17 protein-coding genes are annotated in these 18,271 nt (G+C 60.3%); 11 read left to right on the top strand and 6 right to left on the bottom strand.

Annotated features, from left to right (window positions below; all coding sequences use genetic code 11):
• Positions 1-10 precede the first annotated feature (10 nt).
• The 4 genes from fucP to pth (GBB14_RS02460) all read left to right on the top strand — a co-directional run bounded on the left by fucP (position 11) and on the right by pth (GBB14_RS02460) (position 3,559).
• Positions 11-1,360 carry an L-fucose:H+ symporter permease gene (fucP, locus tag GBB14_RS02445; RefSeq protein ID WP_225976664.1) on the top strand — a complete coding sequence of 450 codons (1,350 nt, stop codon included), beginning with the start codon at positions 11-13 and terminating at the stop codon, positions 1,358-1,360.
• Between the two features lie 66 nt (positions 1,361-1,426).
• Positions 1,427-1,855, top strand: a complete 429-nt coding sequence (locus tag GBB14_RS02450; RefSeq protein ID WP_151530094.1) for an RbsD/FucU family protein — start codon at positions 1,427-1,429, stop codon at positions 1,853-1,855.
• A gap of 99 nt (positions 1,856-1,954) precedes the next feature.
• Entirely contained in the window at positions 1,955-2,950 is a 996-nt protein-coding gene (locus GBB14_RS02455) for a LacI family DNA-binding transcriptional regulator (protein ID WP_151547681.1), read from the top strand.
• A 66-nt stretch (positions 2,951-3,016) separates the two neighbouring features.
• Positions 3,017-3,559, top strand: a complete 543-nt coding sequence (gene pth / locus GBB14_RS02460) for an aminoacyl-tRNA hydrolase (RefSeq protein WP_151530092.1) — start codon at positions 3,017-3,019, stop codon at positions 3,557-3,559.
• On the opposite strand, the gene GBB14_RS02465 is transcribed toward pth (GBB14_RS02460), so the two are convergent.
• Positions 3,556-5,052 carry an FtsX-like permease family protein gene (locus tag GBB14_RS02465; protein WP_151530091.1) on the bottom strand — a complete coding sequence of 499 codons (1,497 nt, stop codon included), beginning with the start codon at positions 5,050-5,052 and terminating at the stop codon, positions 3,556-3,558. The genes pth (GBB14_RS02460) and GBB14_RS02465 overlap by 4 nt on opposite strands.
• On the bottom strand, positions 5,049-5,795 hold the full coding sequence (locus GBB14_RS02470; RefSeq protein WP_151530090.1) for an ABC transporter ATP-binding protein: 747 nt from the start codon (positions 5,793-5,795) through the stop codon (positions 5,049-5,051). Before GBB14_RS02470 ends, GBB14_RS02465 begins: the two co-directional genes overlap by 4 nt.
• Positions 5,796-5,925: 130 nt before the next feature.
• On the opposite strand from GBB14_RS02470, the gene GBB14_RS02475 reads away from it, so the two are divergent.
• From GBB14_RS02475 to GBB14_RS02490, 4 genes are all read left to right on the top strand, one after another.
• On the top strand, positions 5,926-6,690 hold the full coding sequence (locus tag GBB14_RS02475; RefSeq protein WP_151530089.1) for a sensor histidine kinase: 765 nt from the start codon (positions 5,926-5,928) through the stop codon (positions 6,688-6,690).
• Positions 6,687-7,340 (top strand): response regulator transcription factor, encoded by a 654-nt coding sequence (locus tag GBB14_RS02480; protein ID WP_151530088.1) that lies wholly within the window; start codon positions 6,687-6,689, stop codon positions 7,338-7,340. Before GBB14_RS02475 ends, GBB14_RS02480 begins: the two co-directional genes overlap by 4 nt.
• A 22-nt stretch (positions 7,341-7,362) precedes the next feature.
• Positions 7,363-7,863, top strand: coding sequence for a thiol peroxidase (tpx, locus tag GBB14_RS02485; protein WP_151530087.1), 501 nt, complete (start codon positions 7,363-7,365; stop codon positions 7,861-7,863).
• A 364-nt stretch (positions 7,864-8,227) separates the two neighbouring features.
• A complete protein-coding gene (locus tag GBB14_RS02490) occupies positions 8,228-9,709 on the top strand; it encodes a sodium/glutamate symporter (protein ID WP_151530086.1) in 1,482 nt (493 codons plus the stop codon).
• Positions 9,710-9,809: 100 nt separating this feature from the next.
• Here the strand turns inward: GBB14_RS02490 and GBB14_RS02495 are convergent, their stop codons facing one another.
• The 3 genes from GBB14_RS02495 to GBB14_RS02505 form a co-directional block, all read right to left on the bottom strand.
• Complete coding sequence (locus GBB14_RS02495; protein ID WP_151530085.1) at positions 9,810-11,264, bottom strand: glyceraldehyde-3-phosphate dehydrogenase; 1,455 nt, start codon at positions 11,262-11,264, stop codon at positions 9,810-9,812.
• 188 nt (positions 11,265-11,452) lie between these two features.
• Complete coding sequence (locus tag GBB14_RS02500; RefSeq protein ID WP_151530084.1) at positions 11,453-11,632, bottom strand: hypothetical protein; 180 nt, start codon at positions 11,630-11,632, stop codon at positions 11,453-11,455.
• Between the two features lie 131 nt (positions 11,633-11,763).
• Positions 11,764-12,765, bottom strand: a complete 1,002-nt coding sequence (locus tag GBB14_RS02505) for a nitronate monooxygenase (RefSeq protein WP_151530083.1) — start codon at positions 12,763-12,765, stop codon at positions 11,764-11,766.
• 31 nt (positions 12,766-12,796) lie between these two features.
• Between GBB14_RS02505 and pth (GBB14_RS02510) the strand changes: the two genes are divergently transcribed.
• On the top strand, positions 12,797-13,462 hold the full coding sequence (gene pth / locus GBB14_RS02510) for an aminoacyl-tRNA hydrolase (protein ID WP_225976665.1): 666 nt from the start codon (positions 12,797-12,799) through the stop codon (positions 13,460-13,462).
• Between the two features lie 16 nt (positions 13,463-13,478).
• Here the strand turns inward: pth (GBB14_RS02510) and GBB14_RS02515 are convergent, their stop codons facing one another.
• A complete protein-coding gene (locus GBB14_RS02515) occupies positions 13,479-14,867 on the bottom strand; it encodes an anaerobic C4-dicarboxylate transporter (RefSeq protein ID WP_151530081.1) in 1,389 nt (462 codons plus the stop codon).
• Between the two features lie 1,534 nt (positions 14,868-16,401).
• Here GBB14_RS02515 and GBB14_RS10565 point away from each other — a divergent pair.
• Positions 16,402-16,542, top strand: coding sequence for a hypothetical protein (locus tag GBB14_RS10565; RefSeq protein WP_192796209.1), 141 nt, complete (start codon positions 16,402-16,404; stop codon positions 16,540-16,542).
• A 1,157-nt stretch (positions 16,543-17,699) separates the two neighbouring features.
• Positions 17,700-18,254 (top strand): excalibur calcium-binding domain-containing protein, encoded by a 555-nt coding sequence (locus GBB14_RS02520; RefSeq protein WP_225976666.1) that lies wholly within the window; start codon positions 17,700-17,702, stop codon positions 18,252-18,254.
• Positions 18,255-18,271: the final 17 nt, after the last annotated feature.

Genomic DNA, 18,271 nt, shown 5'->3' on the forward strand with positions numbered 1-18,271 from the left:
AGAAAAGATCATGACTGACACTTCCGTTAGCAGTCCACAATCAACGCCCCCGAAGAAAGAACGTAAAAAGTACCTGAACGATGGAATGCTCGTTCCTTTCATCCTTCTGGTGTCCTGCTTCGCAGCTTGGGGTATGTCCACCGACATGACCGCGCCTCTCGTCAAGGTATTTGGTTCGGTCTTCTCGATGTCGACGTTCCAATCCTCGCTCGTGCAGTTCTCCTACTACGGGGCCTACTTCCTGCTCGCCATTCCGGCGGCCTACATTAACTCCAAGTTGGGCTACAAGGGTGGCGTATGTATCGGCCTCTTCCTCGCTGCTGCCGGCGCCTTTGCGTTCTACCCCGCGAGCCTGAGCATGACCTTCGTGGCCTTCATTGGAGCCCTGTTCTCCCTCGCCGCAGGCCTGTCTATCCTCGAGACCTCCGCTAACCCGTTTGTTATCGCCATGGGTCCGGAAGAGACCTCGACGCGACGCCTGAACTTCGCCCAATCTTTCAACCCCATCGGTTCCAACCTGGGTGTGTTGGTTGCGGCCATCATGATCCTGCCCAATATCCACGAGCACACGGCAGAAGAACGAGCATCGCTGCCTCAAGAGGAACTCACCTCTATGGTCTCGGGAGAGCTCAAGGCTGTGATGATTCCCTTCGTGGGCCTCGCCATCCTGTACTTGGTGCTCGGCATTGCTATCGCGCTGGTCAAGATTCCTGACCGCTCCCAGAGTGCCGCCGCAGACGACGCAGTCGCTCTTCCAGTACCGAGTTCGGGCCGCTTGGGCCGGTTGATCAGCAATCGCCGCTACTCCTTCGGTGTGGTTGCCCAGTTCTTCAACATTGGCGCACAAACCTGTATCTGGACCTACGTCATCCACTACGCCACCAATGTCGTCGGCAAGACCAACGCTGAGTCGGGAATCTGGCTTCAGGTTTCCCTGATCTGCTTCCTCGTTGCCCGCTTCGTCATGACCGCACTGATGGGCATCATCGACGCCCGCCGACTCTTGATCATCATGTGCTCCTTGGGTGTCGTCCTCACCTTGGTCGGTATTCTCACCGGAAACATCATCGGTTTGATCGCTATCGCTTCTCTCTCCGCCTGTATCTCCTTGCTATTCCCCACTATCTATGGTCAGGCACTCACCGGACTCGGAGAAGACACAAAATTCGGTTCGGCTGGACTTGTTATGGCCATCGTCGGTGGCGCTCTTCTTCCCCCAGTACAAGGCCTGCTCGTCGATACTATTGGCACCGCCCACTCGTTCATTGTTGTTCTCGTGTGCTTCATTGTGGTGCTGTCCTACGGAGTGTTTACGCTCCGCTTCAAGAACCCTGGCGAAACCGCGCCGGCTGCCGCATAAGAGGCTGAATACATAATCATTATCACGCCTCCTCATCGTCACCTCTTTTCACACTAAGGAGAACACATGCTCCGCAATATCCCGGAGAAGATTTCACCGGAACTCCTCTACACTCTGGCCCGCATGGGACATGGCGATCGCATCGTCATCGGAGATGGAAATTTCCCAGGCTACACCCTCAATTCCACGGTCATCCACGCAGATGGACACACAGTGGCTGACATGATGGAAGCAATCCTCGAGCTGATGCCCTTGGATCCCTATAATTCGTGGCAGATCGGCCTCATGGAAACTGTGGGAGACGATCCAGAGCCTCCTGTATGGAGCGAATTCGCAGAGATCGCCGAACGCAGCTATCCAGGCCATACCGTGAAGCACTTTGAGCGATTCGAGTTCTATGAGCAAGTGAAGAAGTGTTTCGCAGTTGTTGCGACCACGGACACGGCTCTCTACGGAAATATTATTCTCACGAAGGGAGTTGTCATTCCAGAATAGGTTCACGTATTTTGACAGACTCTATGGCGCCTAGGCCACCCGCATTCTTGGGTGTCCTAGGCGTCATGTACACTTACCGGCGTGCGTAAAAAGGCAGTTATGCAGGATGTGGCACAGTTAGCGGGGGTATCCACGCAAACTGTGTCTCGAGTGGTAAATAACCATTCTTCCGTGCGACCAGCCACCCGTGAACGCGTCTATGCCGCGATGCGCGAGCTCGACTACCGGCCCAACGCAGCGGCCCAAATGCTTGCCTCCGGCTCCTCCCGATCCATTGGTGTCCTCTCTGTAGGCACTATGTCTCACGGTTTGATCACCCTCTTTGCCGAGCTGCAGGCCCATGCCAAACACCGGGGATGGCATGTGCTCACCTCCTCCTCGGCCAATGCCGACTTCGCGGAGGCGCAATCCGCCCTTGACTATTTGCGCTCCCGGCAAGTGCTGGCGACGGTCATCCTCTTCCAACATCGCAGCCTCCTGCCCCTCTTCGAGCATTGGAAGGGCTCGCCTGGGGTGATGATTAGCTCGGTCGACCACGGCATTGAGGGCATGTCCACCATCGGCATCGACCAAGTCTCCGGTCTCCACTCCGCCCTAGACCATTTGTGGGACCAAGGCGTGACCGATACGGCAATGATTACCGGCGATCGGGAATATATCGACGCTCGGGAACGTATGGTCATCTATCAGCGCTATAGCCGTCTGAAGAAGCACTCCTTCTCGCTTTTTGGCGGCAAGGGCTGGGGCGCCTGCGATGGCTACGCTGCCGCGCAGGAGATCCTCAACGTTGGCCTCCCCGAGGCCGTCATTGGTGGCAATGACAAAATCGCGGTCGGGTGTGCCCGCGCCTTCGCCGAGCACGGCTTCACCGCGGGGAAGGATTATAAGCTCATCGGGATTGACGATGATGAAGTCAGTTCCTACCTAACTCCTCCCCTCTCCTCTATTCGCCAGGACTTCGCCGAACTCGCTGGTGTGGTCATTGATGAACTCGCTGGGTTGATGGAGGGCAAGCCCCACCGCAAGCTCCTGCTGCCCTCCCATTTCATTCCCCGCGCCTCATCGCTGCCGGAGGATGCGCCCGAGCTCGGCTAGAGCCCGCAGCAGGTGATCCTAGGCCACGTAACTGCGGCGGTAGCGCTGCTACTAGGGTGAGGAACCATGGACAGTTTTATCGTGGTTGGGCTGGGAAACTCAGGCTCGACATACGCCGAGACCCGCCACAACATCGGGTTCATGGTGGCCGATGAGTTGGCGGGCCGCGGGATGGCGTCGTCACGCTTTAGCATGCATAAAAAATCCGGCACGCAGATCGCGGAGCTGCGCCTGGGCCAGCAGCGGCTCATCGTGGCCAAGCCACTGTGTGCGATGAACCTCAGCGGCCGGCCGGTACAGGTCTTGGCGCGTTTCTTCTCGCTCCCCCCGAGCAAGATCCTGGTGGTGCACGACGATATGGAGCTCGATTTTGGCCAGGTCGCGCACAAGATGGGCGGCGGCATGGCCGGCCATAATGGGCTGCGCTCGATCGCCCAAGCGTTGGGAACTCAGGACTTTCCGCGCATTCGGGTGGGCATCGGGCGCCCGCCGGGCTCCCAGGCACCGGCGAGCTTTGTGCTCAAGCCCTTCAGTACCCGTGAGCGCCGCGAGCTGCCCTTTGTGTGCAGCGATGCCGCCGACCTGATCGAGCAGAGCGTCACTGGCTAGTCGGCACGGCGCACCCGTTTCGCCCCGGCGAGCACTCGCGAGCGCACCGGCAGAGTCACACTCAGTGCCACCACCATCACCACCACACCGGCAACGACAATAGCGATCCATGAGGCGGGGTGTTCGAAAACGGTGGGATCGGTGTCAGTGAATTCCTGATAGCTGGAATAGGGCAAAAAGAGGATGCGACCGAAGATGAAGGTCATCACACAGGTACCCACGAGGGGGCCGAGCATCTCGAGCCACGAGACAGCCAGCCCGACGCGATTGGGCACGCCCATCTTGTGCAGCGCCAGTGTTTGGGGCGCGCGTTCGAACTCAGCGGAGCATTGATTCATCATCGCGGAAATACCGGCCAAAATGAAGGTGAAGGAGATGGTGAATATCACGCCGGTCGTGATGTCCCTGTCAAACTCAACAAACATCTGCGTGACTGCGTCTTGGATATTAGGGTCGCTGGGGTTCTGAAAGGGTGCGGAGGCAAGCACCGCCACGATGAGCGAGACGGCTGCCACTCCGGAGACGCGTCGCCAGGCTTTTACCGGTTCCAGCGCTATCCGGCGGGCCGGCCAGCTGACCAGCAGCCACGGGGCTCGGGCGAATAGCCGCGACGCCAGCTGCATCACCAGCGGCATCACCACATCCACGCTGAGTAGGAACACCACAATCACCAGCACAGATTTGGCGTATTGGGCCGGACCAGAACTCAGCCGCGGTGCGGGCGTGAGCAGCAACAAGCCTATGGCAACGAGGAGCACGGCGATCCGCCAAAAACGCAGGGCCCGCGGTGCGGAACGGCGCGATACTCCCAAGGGGGAAATATTGATCCGCACCAAACTCCACCAGGCCGAGAGTGTGACAAAACCTAGCAGCGCAATATCGAGCAGTGCATAAAGCCACAACGGCGCCAGGATTTCCTCATAGCGCACCGTGTCTCCTTGAAAGGACAGGCGCTGAAAGAATGGCAGCAGAAGCAATGTTCCGCCCGTGCCCAGCACCACACCCACCGCGGCCTGCACGAGGGTATCGATCAGGCCCATGCGATTGACTTCCGCGCGGGAGAGCCCGAGCAGGCGGAAGCAGGCCAGTCGGCGTTCCCGCATCCGGGCCCCCAACAGGGTGGCTGAGCTGGTAAGCGAGAGTACGGGGAAGATCAGCAGGGCGCAGGCGAAACCAGCGAGGAATACATAAAACCCGAGGAGCGTCGACATCGTCGAATCCGCAGCGATGGCTTGGACCGCGAGTTCGCGCGGGTGCTGTTCGCGATAGACAAACATCCACGTGCCGGAGGCCACGATCATCACGATTGCGGTCACCGCGGTAAACGCTGCGACCGACAAGAGCGTCAAGAGCCCTGAGCCATCGCGCCGGCGCATGCGCGCGGAAAATACCTGGTAGGCAATCGAGCGCAGATTCGCCGCGCCACGATACACCCGCTGCGGCTGTGGGGCGCTGGTGGGCGCCGTGGAGGAGGCTGTGGTGGGGTTCATCATTGCCCCTCCCCGGCGCTGCGTCGCAAAGCCGCGTGGGCGGTGGCGGTGCGGGTACGCGAGCCATCGATGGGCCGATCCGTGTGTACCCGCCCATCGCGGATCTCGATGAGCCGGTCGCACCACTGCGCCACGTTGCTGTCGTGGGTCACCGTGAGCAGGGTGGAGCCGCTGCGCTCGACTAAAGCGGTGAGTAGCTGCATCACCTCATGTCCGGTGGCTTGGTCGAGGGCACCGGTGGGCTCATCGGCGAAGATGATCGTCGGTTCGCCGGCGATGGCGCGGGCTACGGCCACGCGCTGGGCTTGCCCGCCGGAGATATTGCCGGGCAGCTTGCCGCCATGGCCGCTCATGCCCAGCTTCGCTAGCAGTTCATCGGCCTGGCGCAGCGCCGCGCGACGCGAGCTGCCCCGCAGCTGTAGCGGCATGGCCACGTTTTCGCGGTTGCTGAGCTCGGGGATGAGCTGGCCGTCCTGGAATACGAAGCCGAAATCGTGCAGCCGGATGCGCGAACGCTCGGTGTCGCTGATGGTGGTGATATCACGCTGGTTGTAGATCACCGATCCCGCATCCGGCACCAGCACCCCGGCGAGGCAGTTCAGCAATGTCGATTTACCGGAGCCGGAGGGGCCCATGACGGCCACTGCCTCGCCGGCGCCGATCTCGAGGGAGATGTCGTGGAGGACATGTTCCGCGCCGAAGCTCTTTGAAAGGTTCTGCACGCTGAGTAGTGAGTGTGTTGTCATATCTCTCATTCAAGGCTCTACGCTGGTCTTTCCCAATAACCTAGAGGCTAGTTTTCCACGTAGTCCTAGCACTACCCCCACCGCCGCCAGCACGGCGATGGCGGCCGCCACCCCTTTTAGAATGGGAGCCATGGCAGGTTTGTTTTCTCGATTCCGCATCCGGGCCGCTGCGCCTCGACGCGAGCGCGATGAGGAGATCCGCGAACTCATTGATTCTCGTCGCACCATCGTCGATGCCTATGAGGTGGAGCGACGGCGCATTGAGCGGGACCTGCACGATGGTGCCCAGCAGTCCTTCGTCGCGGCGGCGATGGCACTGGGCGAGGCCGAGCTGGATCCCGCAGTGGAGAATAATCCGCAGCTGCGTGCTCTTTTAGAGCAGGCCCACCGCAACCTTGATGAGGGGCTGGCGGCCTTGCGGAGTACGGTGCGCGGGATTCATCCGCACATGCTCAGCGACGCCGGCTTAGTGGCCGCGGTGGAGGAGCTGCTGCAGTCGATGCCGCTGCGTTCCTCGCTGACCTGCCCGCATCCACTTCCCACCCTGCCGGAAGGGGTATTGGCCTGCGGGTATTTCTTTGTGTCTGAAGCGTTGAGCAATATCGGCAAATACGCCCCCGAGGCGCGGGTGGATGTGTTGATCACGCTCGATTCCGAGCTGCGGATCTCGGTGCTCGATACCGGCCCGGGTGGCGCCCATATCGTCACCGGTGGTGGCCTGCACGGTATCAAGGAACGTTTGGCGGCATTCGGGGGCACGATGGAGGTGAACTCGCCGCCGGGCGGGCCCACCCAGGTGGTGGCGGATGTGCCGCTGCTGCTGCATCGCGGGGAGTCCGGCATCGTGCTCGGCACCCTCAGCTCTACTGCGGAGAGAAAGGATCGCTCGCTATGAATATTGTCTTGGCCGATGATTCCGGTCTGCTGCGCGAATCCTTGGCAGCCATGCTGGAACGCCAGGGCTTTCATGTGCTCGCGCAGTGCTCCTCTGCCGAGGAGATCATGCCGCTTATCGACGCCCACTCCGCGGAGATCAGCCTATTGGTCACGGATGTCCGCATGCCGCCGTCGATGAGCGATGACGGCCTGCACGCGGCCGTGGCGGTGCGGCAGCGCTACCCCGAGCTGGGCATCGTGGTCTGTTCCCAGTATGTGGCGCCGGCCTATGCCCGCACCGTGCTGGAGATGGCCGGTGGTGCGGCCGGCACCGGCTATGTGCTGAAGGATTCGGTGGGGCATGTCGCTGATTTCATCCGAACGCTGCGCACGGTGGCCGCCGGCGGCATGGTGATTGATCCGCAGGTAGCCCAGGCCATGGTGCATTCCCAGCAGGGCATGAGTGATCTCACCGCCCGGGAAAGTGAGGTGCTGGCGCTGATGGCTCAGGGGTTATCCAATCCGGAGATCGCGAGCCGTCTCGTGGTCTCAGGCGCGGCGGTGGCGAAACATATTGCCGCGATTTTTCAGAAGCTGGGGCTCTCCCCCGAGGAGGACAACCGCCGCGTCAAAGCGGTGCTGCGTTATCTCTCGGACGTCGGCGTCTGAGGTATTCGGGTACAAAGGAGACATGACTCTTCATACCGCTTTTAAAGGAAACCCCGTCACCGTCTCCGGCGAGCTGCCCGAGGTGGGCTCGCGTCTCGGCGAGTTCTCGCTGACGAATGACTCGCTCGAGACTGTCACCAATGCTGATTTCGCTGGGCGCCGCGTAGTGCTCAACATTTTCCCCTCGGTAGATACCGGCGTCTGCGCCGCTTCCGTGCGCCAGTTCAATGAGCTCGCCGCGGGGCTGGACAACACCGTGGTGGTCAATGTCTCCCGCGATCTGCCCTTCGCCTTGGCTCGCTTCTGCGGCGCCGAAGGCTTGGAGAACGTGCAGGTGGCCTCGGACTTCCGCCGTGGCTTCGGCGATAACCTCGGCCTGGTGCAAACCGATGGCCCGCTGGCCCAGCTGCTGGCTCGCGCCGTGATCGTCGTAGATGGCGAGGGCACCGTGCTGCACTCCCAGCTGGTAGAGGAGATCGCCACCGAACCGGACTACGAGGCTGCTCTCGCGGCGCTGCGCTAAGCACGCTTTCGGGGAAGTGCCCGCTTCTACCCGCCTTATTCCAGCCTATCGTGCGTGGATGAGGCGGGTTCTTGTGTCTCCGGCTTCGCCGAGCACGGGATCACAGTAGCCACGGTGTTCACCGATAGCGGCGCAGCCGCGGACTGGAAAGCATGCACTGCATGGGCCTATCCCCTCATCGACGCGGATCGCAATGGCCTTGTCAACGGAGGCGTTGCAGGGACAACACCCCTGCATTCTCGGGGCCGTGTCAGCTTTTCTATTCATTCCGCACAGCACAGGCTAATGTACTTCATAACTTCCCTGTTGTGTGCGGTGCGCCACATGTGCATCCCGGAAAATAGAAAAGGAGATCTCCCTAGCCATGACCCCCAACTCCATTGGCTTTGCGCTCGTCGTGCTCTTAGTCGTGCTCTTCGTGGGCAAGGTCGTGCGTATGCGCGTTCGGTGGACGCAGAACCTCTTCCTGCCCAGCTCTATCATTGCTGGCACCCTCGCCCTGCTTCTCGGCCCCGAGGTGCTGGGCACGATCGCCAGCTGGTTTGGCGAGAATACCGCCACAGAGTATCTGCAGGCTGGTGGCCTCTTTGGCGAGGACATGCTCAGCGTGTGGAAGACCCTGCCGGGGCTGTTGATCTCTGTCGTCTTCGCCACCCTCTTCTTGGGCCAGAAGCTGCCCAAGCCCAAAGAGGTCTATCACTTGGCCGGCCCGCAGCTCTCGGTGGGCGTGGCCTTCGCCTCCGGCCAGTATGTGGTGGGCATGCTGCTCGCCATGCTGGTGCTGGCTCCCCTGTTTGGGATGTCCCCCATGGCTGGTGCGCTCATCGAAATCGGCTTTGAGGGCGGACATGGCACCGCCGCCGGCATGATCGACGTCTTCCACGAGGTGGGCTTCCCCGAGGGCGGCGATCTCGCCGTGGCCGTGGCCACCGTGGGCTTGGTGGGCGGCATCGTGATCGGCGTGGGCGTGATCAACTGGGCTATCCGCACCGGCCGCACCACCATCGTCACCGAGGTCAAGGACCGCTCTCTCGAAGAGCAGCGTGGCCTCTTCCGCCGCGATGAGCAGTACACCGCCGCGATGATGACCTCTCGCCCCTCCTCTATCGAGCCACTGTCCCTGCACGCCGCATTCATTGGGCTGTCCATCCTCATCGGTATCTGCATCCTCGAGTTCCTGCAGTGGGTGGAGCAGATGCTGTGGGCAGATAAAGTCGAGCTGCTGCGCTATGTGCCGCTCTTCCCGATCGCCATGATCGGCGGCATCATCGTGCAGATCCTGCTGAATAAGACCGGCTATGACTACCTGGTGGATTCCAATATGATGCTGCGCCTGCAGGGCCTGGCGCTGGATATGCTCATCGTGGCCGCACTCGCCACCATCTCCTTGCAGGCAATCGCCGATAACTTCTGGCCCTTCGTGCTGCTGTGCGTGGGCGGCATCATCATCAACGTCGTCATCTTGCTGTGGCTGGTGCCGCGCACCATCCCCTCCTACTGGCTCGAGCGCGGTATCGGCGACTTCGGCCAGTCCATGGGTGTCACCGCTACCGGCCTGATTCTCATGCGCATCGCCGACCCCGATAGCGAAAGCCCCGCATTCGAGGCCTTCGGCTATAAGCAGCTGGTATTCGAGCCCTTCTTCGGCGGCGGCGTGATTACTGCGCTCGCTGTGCCGATCATCTACCAATTCGGCCCCGGCTGGATTCTAGGCCCCATGCTGGTGCTATTTATCGCCGCGGTGGCGTGGAGCTTGCTCTATTGGGCTAAGAAGAGCAAGGACCCGCACGCCGAGAAGCTGGTACAGCGCAAGCAAGAATCTGGCTCCTCGCCCGAGCCAGTCTAAACCCCGTTGCCGGCCGAGCTGCAGAGCCCGCCGAGTCAGCGTCGATAAGCGCCACAACGCCCCACCCGAAACCGAAGGTGGGGCGCTTGTTTCTGCGGAGCTAGTCCAGCTCAGAGAGCGCGCGACGCGGAGGATAGACGCGCGGACGGGTGCCGGCGATCTCCTCCACGATGCGAATCACCTGGTTGGAGTAGCCGAACTCGTTGTCGTACCACACATAGAGCACCAGGTGATTGCCGGTGGCGATGGTGGCCAGACCATCGACGATGCCGGCGTGGGTGGAGCCGATGAAGTCATTCGACACCACCTCAGGGGACTTGATGTAGTTGATCTGTTGACGCAGCTCGGACTTCAGCGACACGGTGCGCAGGTAGTTATTCACCTCATCGGCATCCACGTCCTTCTTCATGGTGAGGTTCAGCACCGCCATGGATACATCCGGAGTAGGCACACGAATGGCATTGCCGGTGAGCTTGCCCTCGAGCTCAGGCAGGGCCTTCGCTACGGCCTTCGCCGCGCCGGTAGAGGTGAGCACCATGTTCAAGGTGGCGGCACGGCCGCGGCGCTCGCCCTTGTGGAAGTTATCGATCAGGTTTTGATCGTTGGTGAAGGAGTGCACGGTCTCCACGTGACCGAACTCCACCCCATAGCGGTGGTCGATGGCCTTGAGCACCGGGGTGATGGCATTGGTGGTGCAGGACGCGGCGGAGAGCACCTCGTCCGAGTCCTCGATATCGGTGTGGTTGATGCCGTAGACGATGTTTTTGATATCGCCCTTGCCCGGGGCGGTGAGCAGCACCTTGGATGCACCCTTGGACTTGAGGTGCTGGGACAGCCCGGGGCGGTCACGCCACACACCGGTGTTGTCCACCACGATGGCGTCGTTGATGCCGTAGGCGGTGTAGTCCACCTCTTCGGGGCTATTGGCGTAGATCATCTGGATGGGGGTGCCATTGGCCCAGATGATTTCCTTCTCCTCATCGATGGTGATCGATCCCTCGAAGGCGCCATGGATGGAGTCGCGGCGCAGCAGCGACGCGCGCTTGGCGATGTCATCCGCACACTTCTTACGCACCACCACAGCGCGCAGGCGGGTGCCACGCCCCTGGGCCTCACGGGCCACAAGGATGCGGGCCAACAGCCGACCAATACGGCCGAAGCCATAGAGCACCACATCGCGCTGCATATCGGTGCCTTTATCACCGATCACATCCGCCAGCTGCTCCTCCAGATAGGCGCGCAAATCACCACCGTGCTTTTTGTGCCCGATGGCTAGGCGGGCCACGTCAATGGAGGCAGTACCGAGATCCAGCTCAAGCAAGGTCTGGAAGACGGGCAAGGTGTCTTCCAAAGGCAGCTCGCGCTCCACCACACGGCGCGCATAGCGGTGCATTTTGATGATCTCGATGTCCGACGGATTCACCAGCAGACGGCCGAAGATCGAGGTAACCACATTCTTCTCGCGGTGTAGGCGGCCGATCAGTGGGATCATCTGCTCCGCGAGCTCGATGCGCTTGCTCCAGTCGCTGGGGTTGGGGGTGTGGGCGTCGGTCATAGTGACGTTCTTATCCTCCGCTAGTGATGGGTGAATGGTTCAATGTCCACCTCAAACGGTAGCGAAGATGTGGTTTTCAGGGGGCCGTTTTCACCCCACTTTCTCACCTCTCGGGGGAGTTTTATGTCTGTTCTCCCCCATCCGGTCGCGCGGATGTGAGCCACCCCCCTACTCGGCTGTGATCCGCGCTACCACTTACGCGCTTTGGCGATCGCCTTCTTCAGCGCCTTATCGTCCAAATCCAAGGCATTGGCCTTGCGCAGCCGATGGCACACCACCGGACACGAGCAGCAGCGCTTCTTAGAACGGCAACACTTCTTCTTCGTCTTGCCCTTCTCCAAATTGCGGCGAACCTTCTCCAGCTTCATCCTTGCCCCTCCTTCGCGCTCATCGATGCTTATCGACGCCACCTCGCGCCGCGTCCCCGCGATCCACAGACAGCCGGCCTGATTACCGTAGCCTTAACTAGTGAAAGTGTAGCTGACCTAAGTGGCCGGTCTTAGCGGGGGCTGGCGGCGGATGTCAGCTGCTGCACGATCTCGGCGGCAGGGGCCTCGAGGCAGTCGTTCACTCCTTTCCCGGCGAGGCAATAGGCCCAGGCTCGGCTCGCCTTCTGCCCCGCTGGGGCGGGAGCGAGATGCGGAAACACCGGCGGCATGGTGACCGCAGCGTGTTCGTTCACACCAGTTATCACCCCACGGGCCACTCGCCCAGTGAATGCGCGAGTTGCAGCGGTCCGCAGCTGGCCCTCGCGCAGAATCGCACGATTGCTCTCGGAGGTGCCGGCTTCCTCGGCTAAGAGGAAGGCAGTGCCACAGGACACCGCCACCACGCCATCGAGCGCCAGAGCATCCGCCACAGCCTCTGGGGTACTCAGCCCGCCGGCGGCGATGAGCGGCAGCTCGCAGACGGCCGCGACGGCGGAACATAGCTCCGGCAGGCTCATGGTGGTGGGCTCGTCCTCCTGATTCCACGTGCCGCGGTGGCCGCCGGCGGCGGCTGCCTGCACGATCACCGCATCCGCGCCCACCAGCTGAGCTTGGCGGGCTTCGTCGGGGCTGGTCACATTCACCCACGTTTCAATCCCGCGCTCCCGGGCCTGCTGCACCTCCGCTGCGGAAAAGCAGCCAAACATGGAGCTCACCACCAGCGGCCTCGCCTCGAGCACGGCCGCGAATTTCTCGTCCCAGCCGAAGCTGTAGTCCACCTCAGGCTTCCAACGGCTGCCCAACTCGGCGACGCACTGCTCTTCTGAGTAGGTCTCGAAATAGCGCGGCCGCGGGTGCGGGGCGAAAAGATTGACGCCCACGTTCAGCCCGCCGGCTAGCTTTGCGGCAGTGCGCATATCCTCCCGCAAGGCCTCAGCACTGGCGCGCCCCGCCGCGAGGAAGCCGAGGTGACCCGCAGTCCACAACGACGCCGCCAGCTGTGGGGTCGATGGCCCACCCGCCATGGGCGCAGCAATGAGGGTGATAGTTCGATCGTGCAGGAGGTAACTCATAGCCGTTGAGCCTATGTGCAAGAATCGATGCGTGCACGGATTTGAAAACCTCAGCGACTCCCTCCGCTCCTTCTTCGCTCGCCTCAGCTCGCGGACTCCCACCCCCACCACGAGCCTGCCCGAGCGCATCGATTACCTGATTCTGGGACTAGGCAACCCCGGTAATAACTATGACTCCACCCGCCACAACGTGGGCTACATGGCTCTTGATGACATCTTGGCGCAGCGCGGCGATATCCTCACCCCGGTCGCCGGTGCCCCCTTAAGCATCGCCGCACTGAAGCATGAGGGCCGCAGCATTGTGCTGGCCCGCTCGCATACCTATATGAATAACTCGGGCGAGGCTATCGAGGCTCTCCAACGCCACCTCGAGCTGGACGCCGACCACGTGATCGTGATCCACGATGAGCTGGATCTTCCCGCTGGGACGGTAAAAATCAAACGCGGCGGCAATGAAAACGGCCACAACGGGCTGAAATCGCTCAGCGCCGCTTTGGGCACCCGGGACTATGTGCGGGTGCGCATCGGTATCGGCCGTCCGCCACAGAGCGAACCGGTAGCCATCCCCGTGTGGGTGCTGGGACCTATCGATCCGTCTCCAGAGATGGAGCAGGCCATTGCCCGAGCCGCCGAGGGGGCCTGGTTGGCAGCCACCGACTCGCTCAGCGCCGCGCAGAATACGACCAACCGGCGCTAGCGTGGATCTCCGCCGTCTATCCGAGGATGAGTTGGGCAAGCAGCGAGCCCACCACACAGGAGGTAGCCACACTGATGGCACCTGGGATGAGGAAGGAGTGGTTAATCACGAACTTCCCGATCCGAGTGGTGCCGGTGCGATCAAAGCCGATGCACGCCAGATCTGATGGATAGGTGGGCAGGATCCAGTAACCGTAGGCCGCCCCGTAGAAGCCGACGATGAGCACCGGATCCACCCCGAGGCTCAAGCCCAAAGGCGCGATAGCCACCAACGCCGCAGCTTGGGAGTTGACCAGTTTGGACACAATGAGCAGCACCAAGGCATAGGTCCACGGCGCGGACGCCACCACATCGCCTAGGCCGTCTTTGAGCGCGTCGATGTGAGTACTGAAGAAGGTATCTGCCATCCAGGCCACACCGAAGACGGAGAACACCGCCGTCATACCCGCTTTGAACACGGTGGTATTTGCGATCTTCGTCTTATCCACCTCGCACCACAGCAGGATGATAGCACCGGCCACCAGCATCACCATCTGAATCACGAGATTCATCGATAGCGGTTTCATCACCCCATCCTCGGTGGGGAAACTGGGCCGTAGCCCCTCAACGGCACCCAACAGCACCACCACAGCAATCGCAGAGAAGAACACCGCCACCGCACGGTAGGCGCTTGTATTGAAGGTCTGCGAAAGCAGCGAGGTGTTGCCGCTGCGCATCGTCTCGGCGAACTCGGGATCCTGTAGCCGCTGCTGGAACTCAGGATCATCATCGAGGTCCTTGCCGCGACGCGTGGACCACAACGCGGCCAGCAACACACCGCTCAGAGAGGCCGGAAGCGCCACCGAGAGGATTTGCGGGATGGAAAAAGCCTGATCGATCACCCCAGCTTTCTCGGCCAAGATTGAGGCAAGAGATACCGTAGCCACCGAGACCGGCGAGGCGGTGATACCCATCTGCGCCGCAGTGGACGCCGCAGCCATGGGCCGCTCGGGACGGATCTTCTTCTTCACCGCGATGTCTTCGATGATGGGAAACATCGTGTACACGACGTGGCCGGTGCCACACAGCACTGTGAGTGTCCACGTGGTTAGCGGCGCAAGAATCGTGATCAAGTGCGGCTTGGTGCGCAACAGCCGCTCGGCGAATTGCATCATCACATCCAAGCCCTTTGACTGCTGCAAGGTGGATGCGCAGCCAATCACCGCGATAATCGTGAGCATCACCGATACAGGTGGCTCGCCAGGCACCAAACCAAAAAGGAAAACCAGCACCATCAGCCCGAGCCCAGAGATCAGGCCGAGCCCGATTCCGCCGTAGCGAGTGCCGAGAAGAAGACAGAAGAGAATGATCGCGACTTGCAACACGATCGCAAGAGTGGACGTGGGATCAAGGAACCCAGAAAGCATGACACTGCCTCTCACTAGGGGATGAACAGCTTCTACACGCACCTTCAATCTCACGATCAGACCTGTGCACTCTCGTTTTCAAGGTTCAGCTGTGAGATAACAGCGCAACCTCAAGGCTAGGCCAGTAGAAGGTAGGATGTCTAGGCGTGAGTTGTCTACCCGCATCCGAGAACTCGCTACTCCACCGCTCTCGCTATCCTGACCGGCTTCAGTGCTTGGGGCACCGGCGATGTGGCTGATCACATAATCCACTACCGCGGCCATCAAAGAACCGCGTTAACGTTCACTATCTGCCGTGCCAGTGTCGGCCCCTAGAGAATAGTGAGAGGACTTTCGTAGCGCCCTATGTCAGCGCTCGATCGACATCCACAACATATCTGCTCTCTGAGGTGTTCGGACCGCCCTACCCGAGTGTCTCCCCCCCCCAGCTCTTTATAGTGCGGACATCCTAGAACAATGCGACAGCTAATAGCAGCGCATTCCATGAGGAGGAAAACATCGACTTCGACGGTAAACAGCTCATAGGATACGGAGCCTAGCGCAACCAAACTCGCACGCCTGCAAGAAAAACATGCCCCCCACACAAAGAAGTGGAGTGTGAACCATAAACACGATCCGCACCACCCTCAACGACATGGGCAGGATCAACATGCAGCAAAGCCACCGAGTGTTCCAAACAGCCCAAGAAGCACACCTGCGCTCGAGGACTCGAAAAGCCATATCCTTCAATTACGTAGGCAGCAACATCCAACAACAGATCAACCATCGCTCCCAGGGCTAGAACAGATCACCCCTCCGCAATTGTCAGTTTTGGGGCCCGTCCCTCCTCCCGCCATCAACGATGGAATACAACCGAATCGCCCCAGCTCCGGTACGCGCATGCTAGATGATGCACACAAAGACACCGAACTGGATCGCCGTATCACAGAGGACGCGTTCAAACACACCCGGTGGGAAGCGCGTATGCGACTTGGAATAGCCGCGATCGTCCTATTGCTGTGTGTCTTGGGAATTTCTGCCTGTTTGGCGCTCTTCGAACCTCTAGAATAAGTGACAGGAGCCACACTACTCAGTATCGGTACGGTCGCTTCGGTGGTCAAAGAAGTGATTAATGGTCCTTGGACACGATCAGAGCGGGGCGGTGATGGTTCATAACGGCTAATGAACAGCTTGGGCCCGCCACCGACCTAAAGGCACCGCCACCACTCACACCGGGGGCACCAAGAACTGGAGATAACACTAGGCGAAGACAATCTGTCTCCAGACTGACTCACGCCCCGATAGCTACCACCGCGCCCTCGCACATGATCTAGCCCACGCACCGGTTGGAGCATCCCATGGGCATCGAGCATTGCGATATCTGTGCCGAGCAGGCTACAGACATGGCGGCCGCACGAACCCCAAAGACCACAGCCCCGAAACGTAAACCGAGACGCTTCATGCCCTCCCCTACCTAGGCGTTATCGCCCGTGAACTCGGGCATCACCACCTGCCTACTCGCGATATGGCGAGACATCCACGAAAGGAGCACATCATGAACAAAGTCACGGCCATCATCGCTACCACCGCGTCGCCACTACTACTCGCAAGCTGCTATCCCGAGCCAACCGGACCGGTAGAACAAGACAGCGACGTAGAGCAGAGCGCCCCCTCCATCCCACGCCCCAGCCCGTAGAAGCACTAGGCGTCACCTTATCTGTTGATAGCGTGAGCGTGTCTGACTCCATCGAGGTCTACGCAGATGGAGTCAGACGCGGCACCGAATCTAATGAAAACCTGACCTCCAGCCAAGGAGAATACGTGTCGGCAAAAACGACAGTTGAAAACACTGATCAAAAGCCTCGCGATCAACCTGCAGGTCGGGGTCTAGACGCCCTTCATCAACCTCGATAACCAGCACTATGACCCGATTGACGATTTATACCGAATTATCGATAAACCCGAATGCGACGAAAGCTTAGGGACAGGCATGAGTACTAGCATGACGTGGACATACGAAGTCCCTGAAGACACAGAGCTGGGCGCTTTCGGATTCGCTGACTTCGAAGAGCCTTATGGGGATCTAACCTTTATTGACCTGCGTGACACAGGGTAATCGCCACCGACGTGGAAGGCCCATGCACCCATGCTGCGGGATCAAATTATAGACACGAGAGGTCCGCCTTCCCTGGAGTGCGGCAAGGCTCAACTCCAGCTACAAAGGGAAAAGAGAACTGTTAATGCCACTGCATCATGGCTTTCAGAGGCTCTTCACCACGACAGGTGAGACACAATGGGCGCCACGCTATAGCGATCACGCCGACATAGAGGACTCAGAGTTTTCTACGCAAAGAGCGAATACTGAGGACTAACTGTAGGAACAGCAACAAGCGCTGCGGCACGGCGATTGGATCGACTCAGTGCAAGTCCGATCCACCGTAGCTGAACTCATGGCCCAGTGGGCAAAGCGCCCGACACTATAACTCGTTGATACAGAAAAAGACCCTGTGCTGGATCGTCCCATCACAAATGGCCGTGTTCAACACACACCACGTGAGAGATACACGTGCGACTCTGGATAGCGACGGTCATTGTGCTGCTGCTTTTCGTGCAGATGACTGCTTGTTTGATGCTTATCGACCCAGATGTCTGGGACCAGACGCATAAGTCGATGAGAGGACTTCTGGGCCCGTGCGGGATCGACATCGCGCGCTCGCGCCGACTGCCAGCCATCACCCAGCGAGTGAATTGCGCCACACTCGCCTCGGTAGCTGGTGGTTAATGCTTGGCTATATTCGAGATGTCTACATCCATTGTGTTGCTCATCCCTCACTCTTAAGGACACTGCCTCACATGTACCTGCTTCACCTCGGTTCCCGCCGCACCATTGCACTCAGCGCCACTGCCCTCATCGCCTTCACTGGACTCAGTGCATGCGACAGTGAAGATGTGGCGAACACCCCCAGTTCTAGCTCCACCACCAGCAGCAGCTCCACCAGCACGAGCAAGACCACCGAGCCCAACGCTCAGGAGTCCTCGGTTACTCACAGCGAGGCGCCGGCAGTCGCTACCGACGATCCAGTGGTGGGATACACCGAAGCGCCCGGCAACGCCGTCCCGACGGTCATGAATAAGACCATCCGCGAGTGTGGCGATCCCACTCTGCACGAAACCGGTACGACTTTCTTTACCGATGAAACCACCGGATGGACTGAGCAGTGTGCCTCTCAGATGATGGCCCAGCGCGGCGAGTCCGCGCCCGCACCAGAACCCGAACCCGCACAGGCGGCTACACAGTTCGCTAGCTGTGCCGAAGCCCGTGCAGCCGGCGCCGCGCCACTGTACAAGGGCGATCCGGGATACAGTCCCAAGCTTGACCGCGAGGGAGATGGCATCGCCTGCGAATAGCAGCAGCACTCTGCCTC

Origin of the sequence: Corynebacterium sp. 51B (assembly GCF_008930785.1) — a bacterium.
Lineage (GTDB): Bacteria > Actinomycetota > Actinomycetes > Mycobacteriales > Mycobacteriaceae > Corynebacterium > Corynebacterium megadyptis.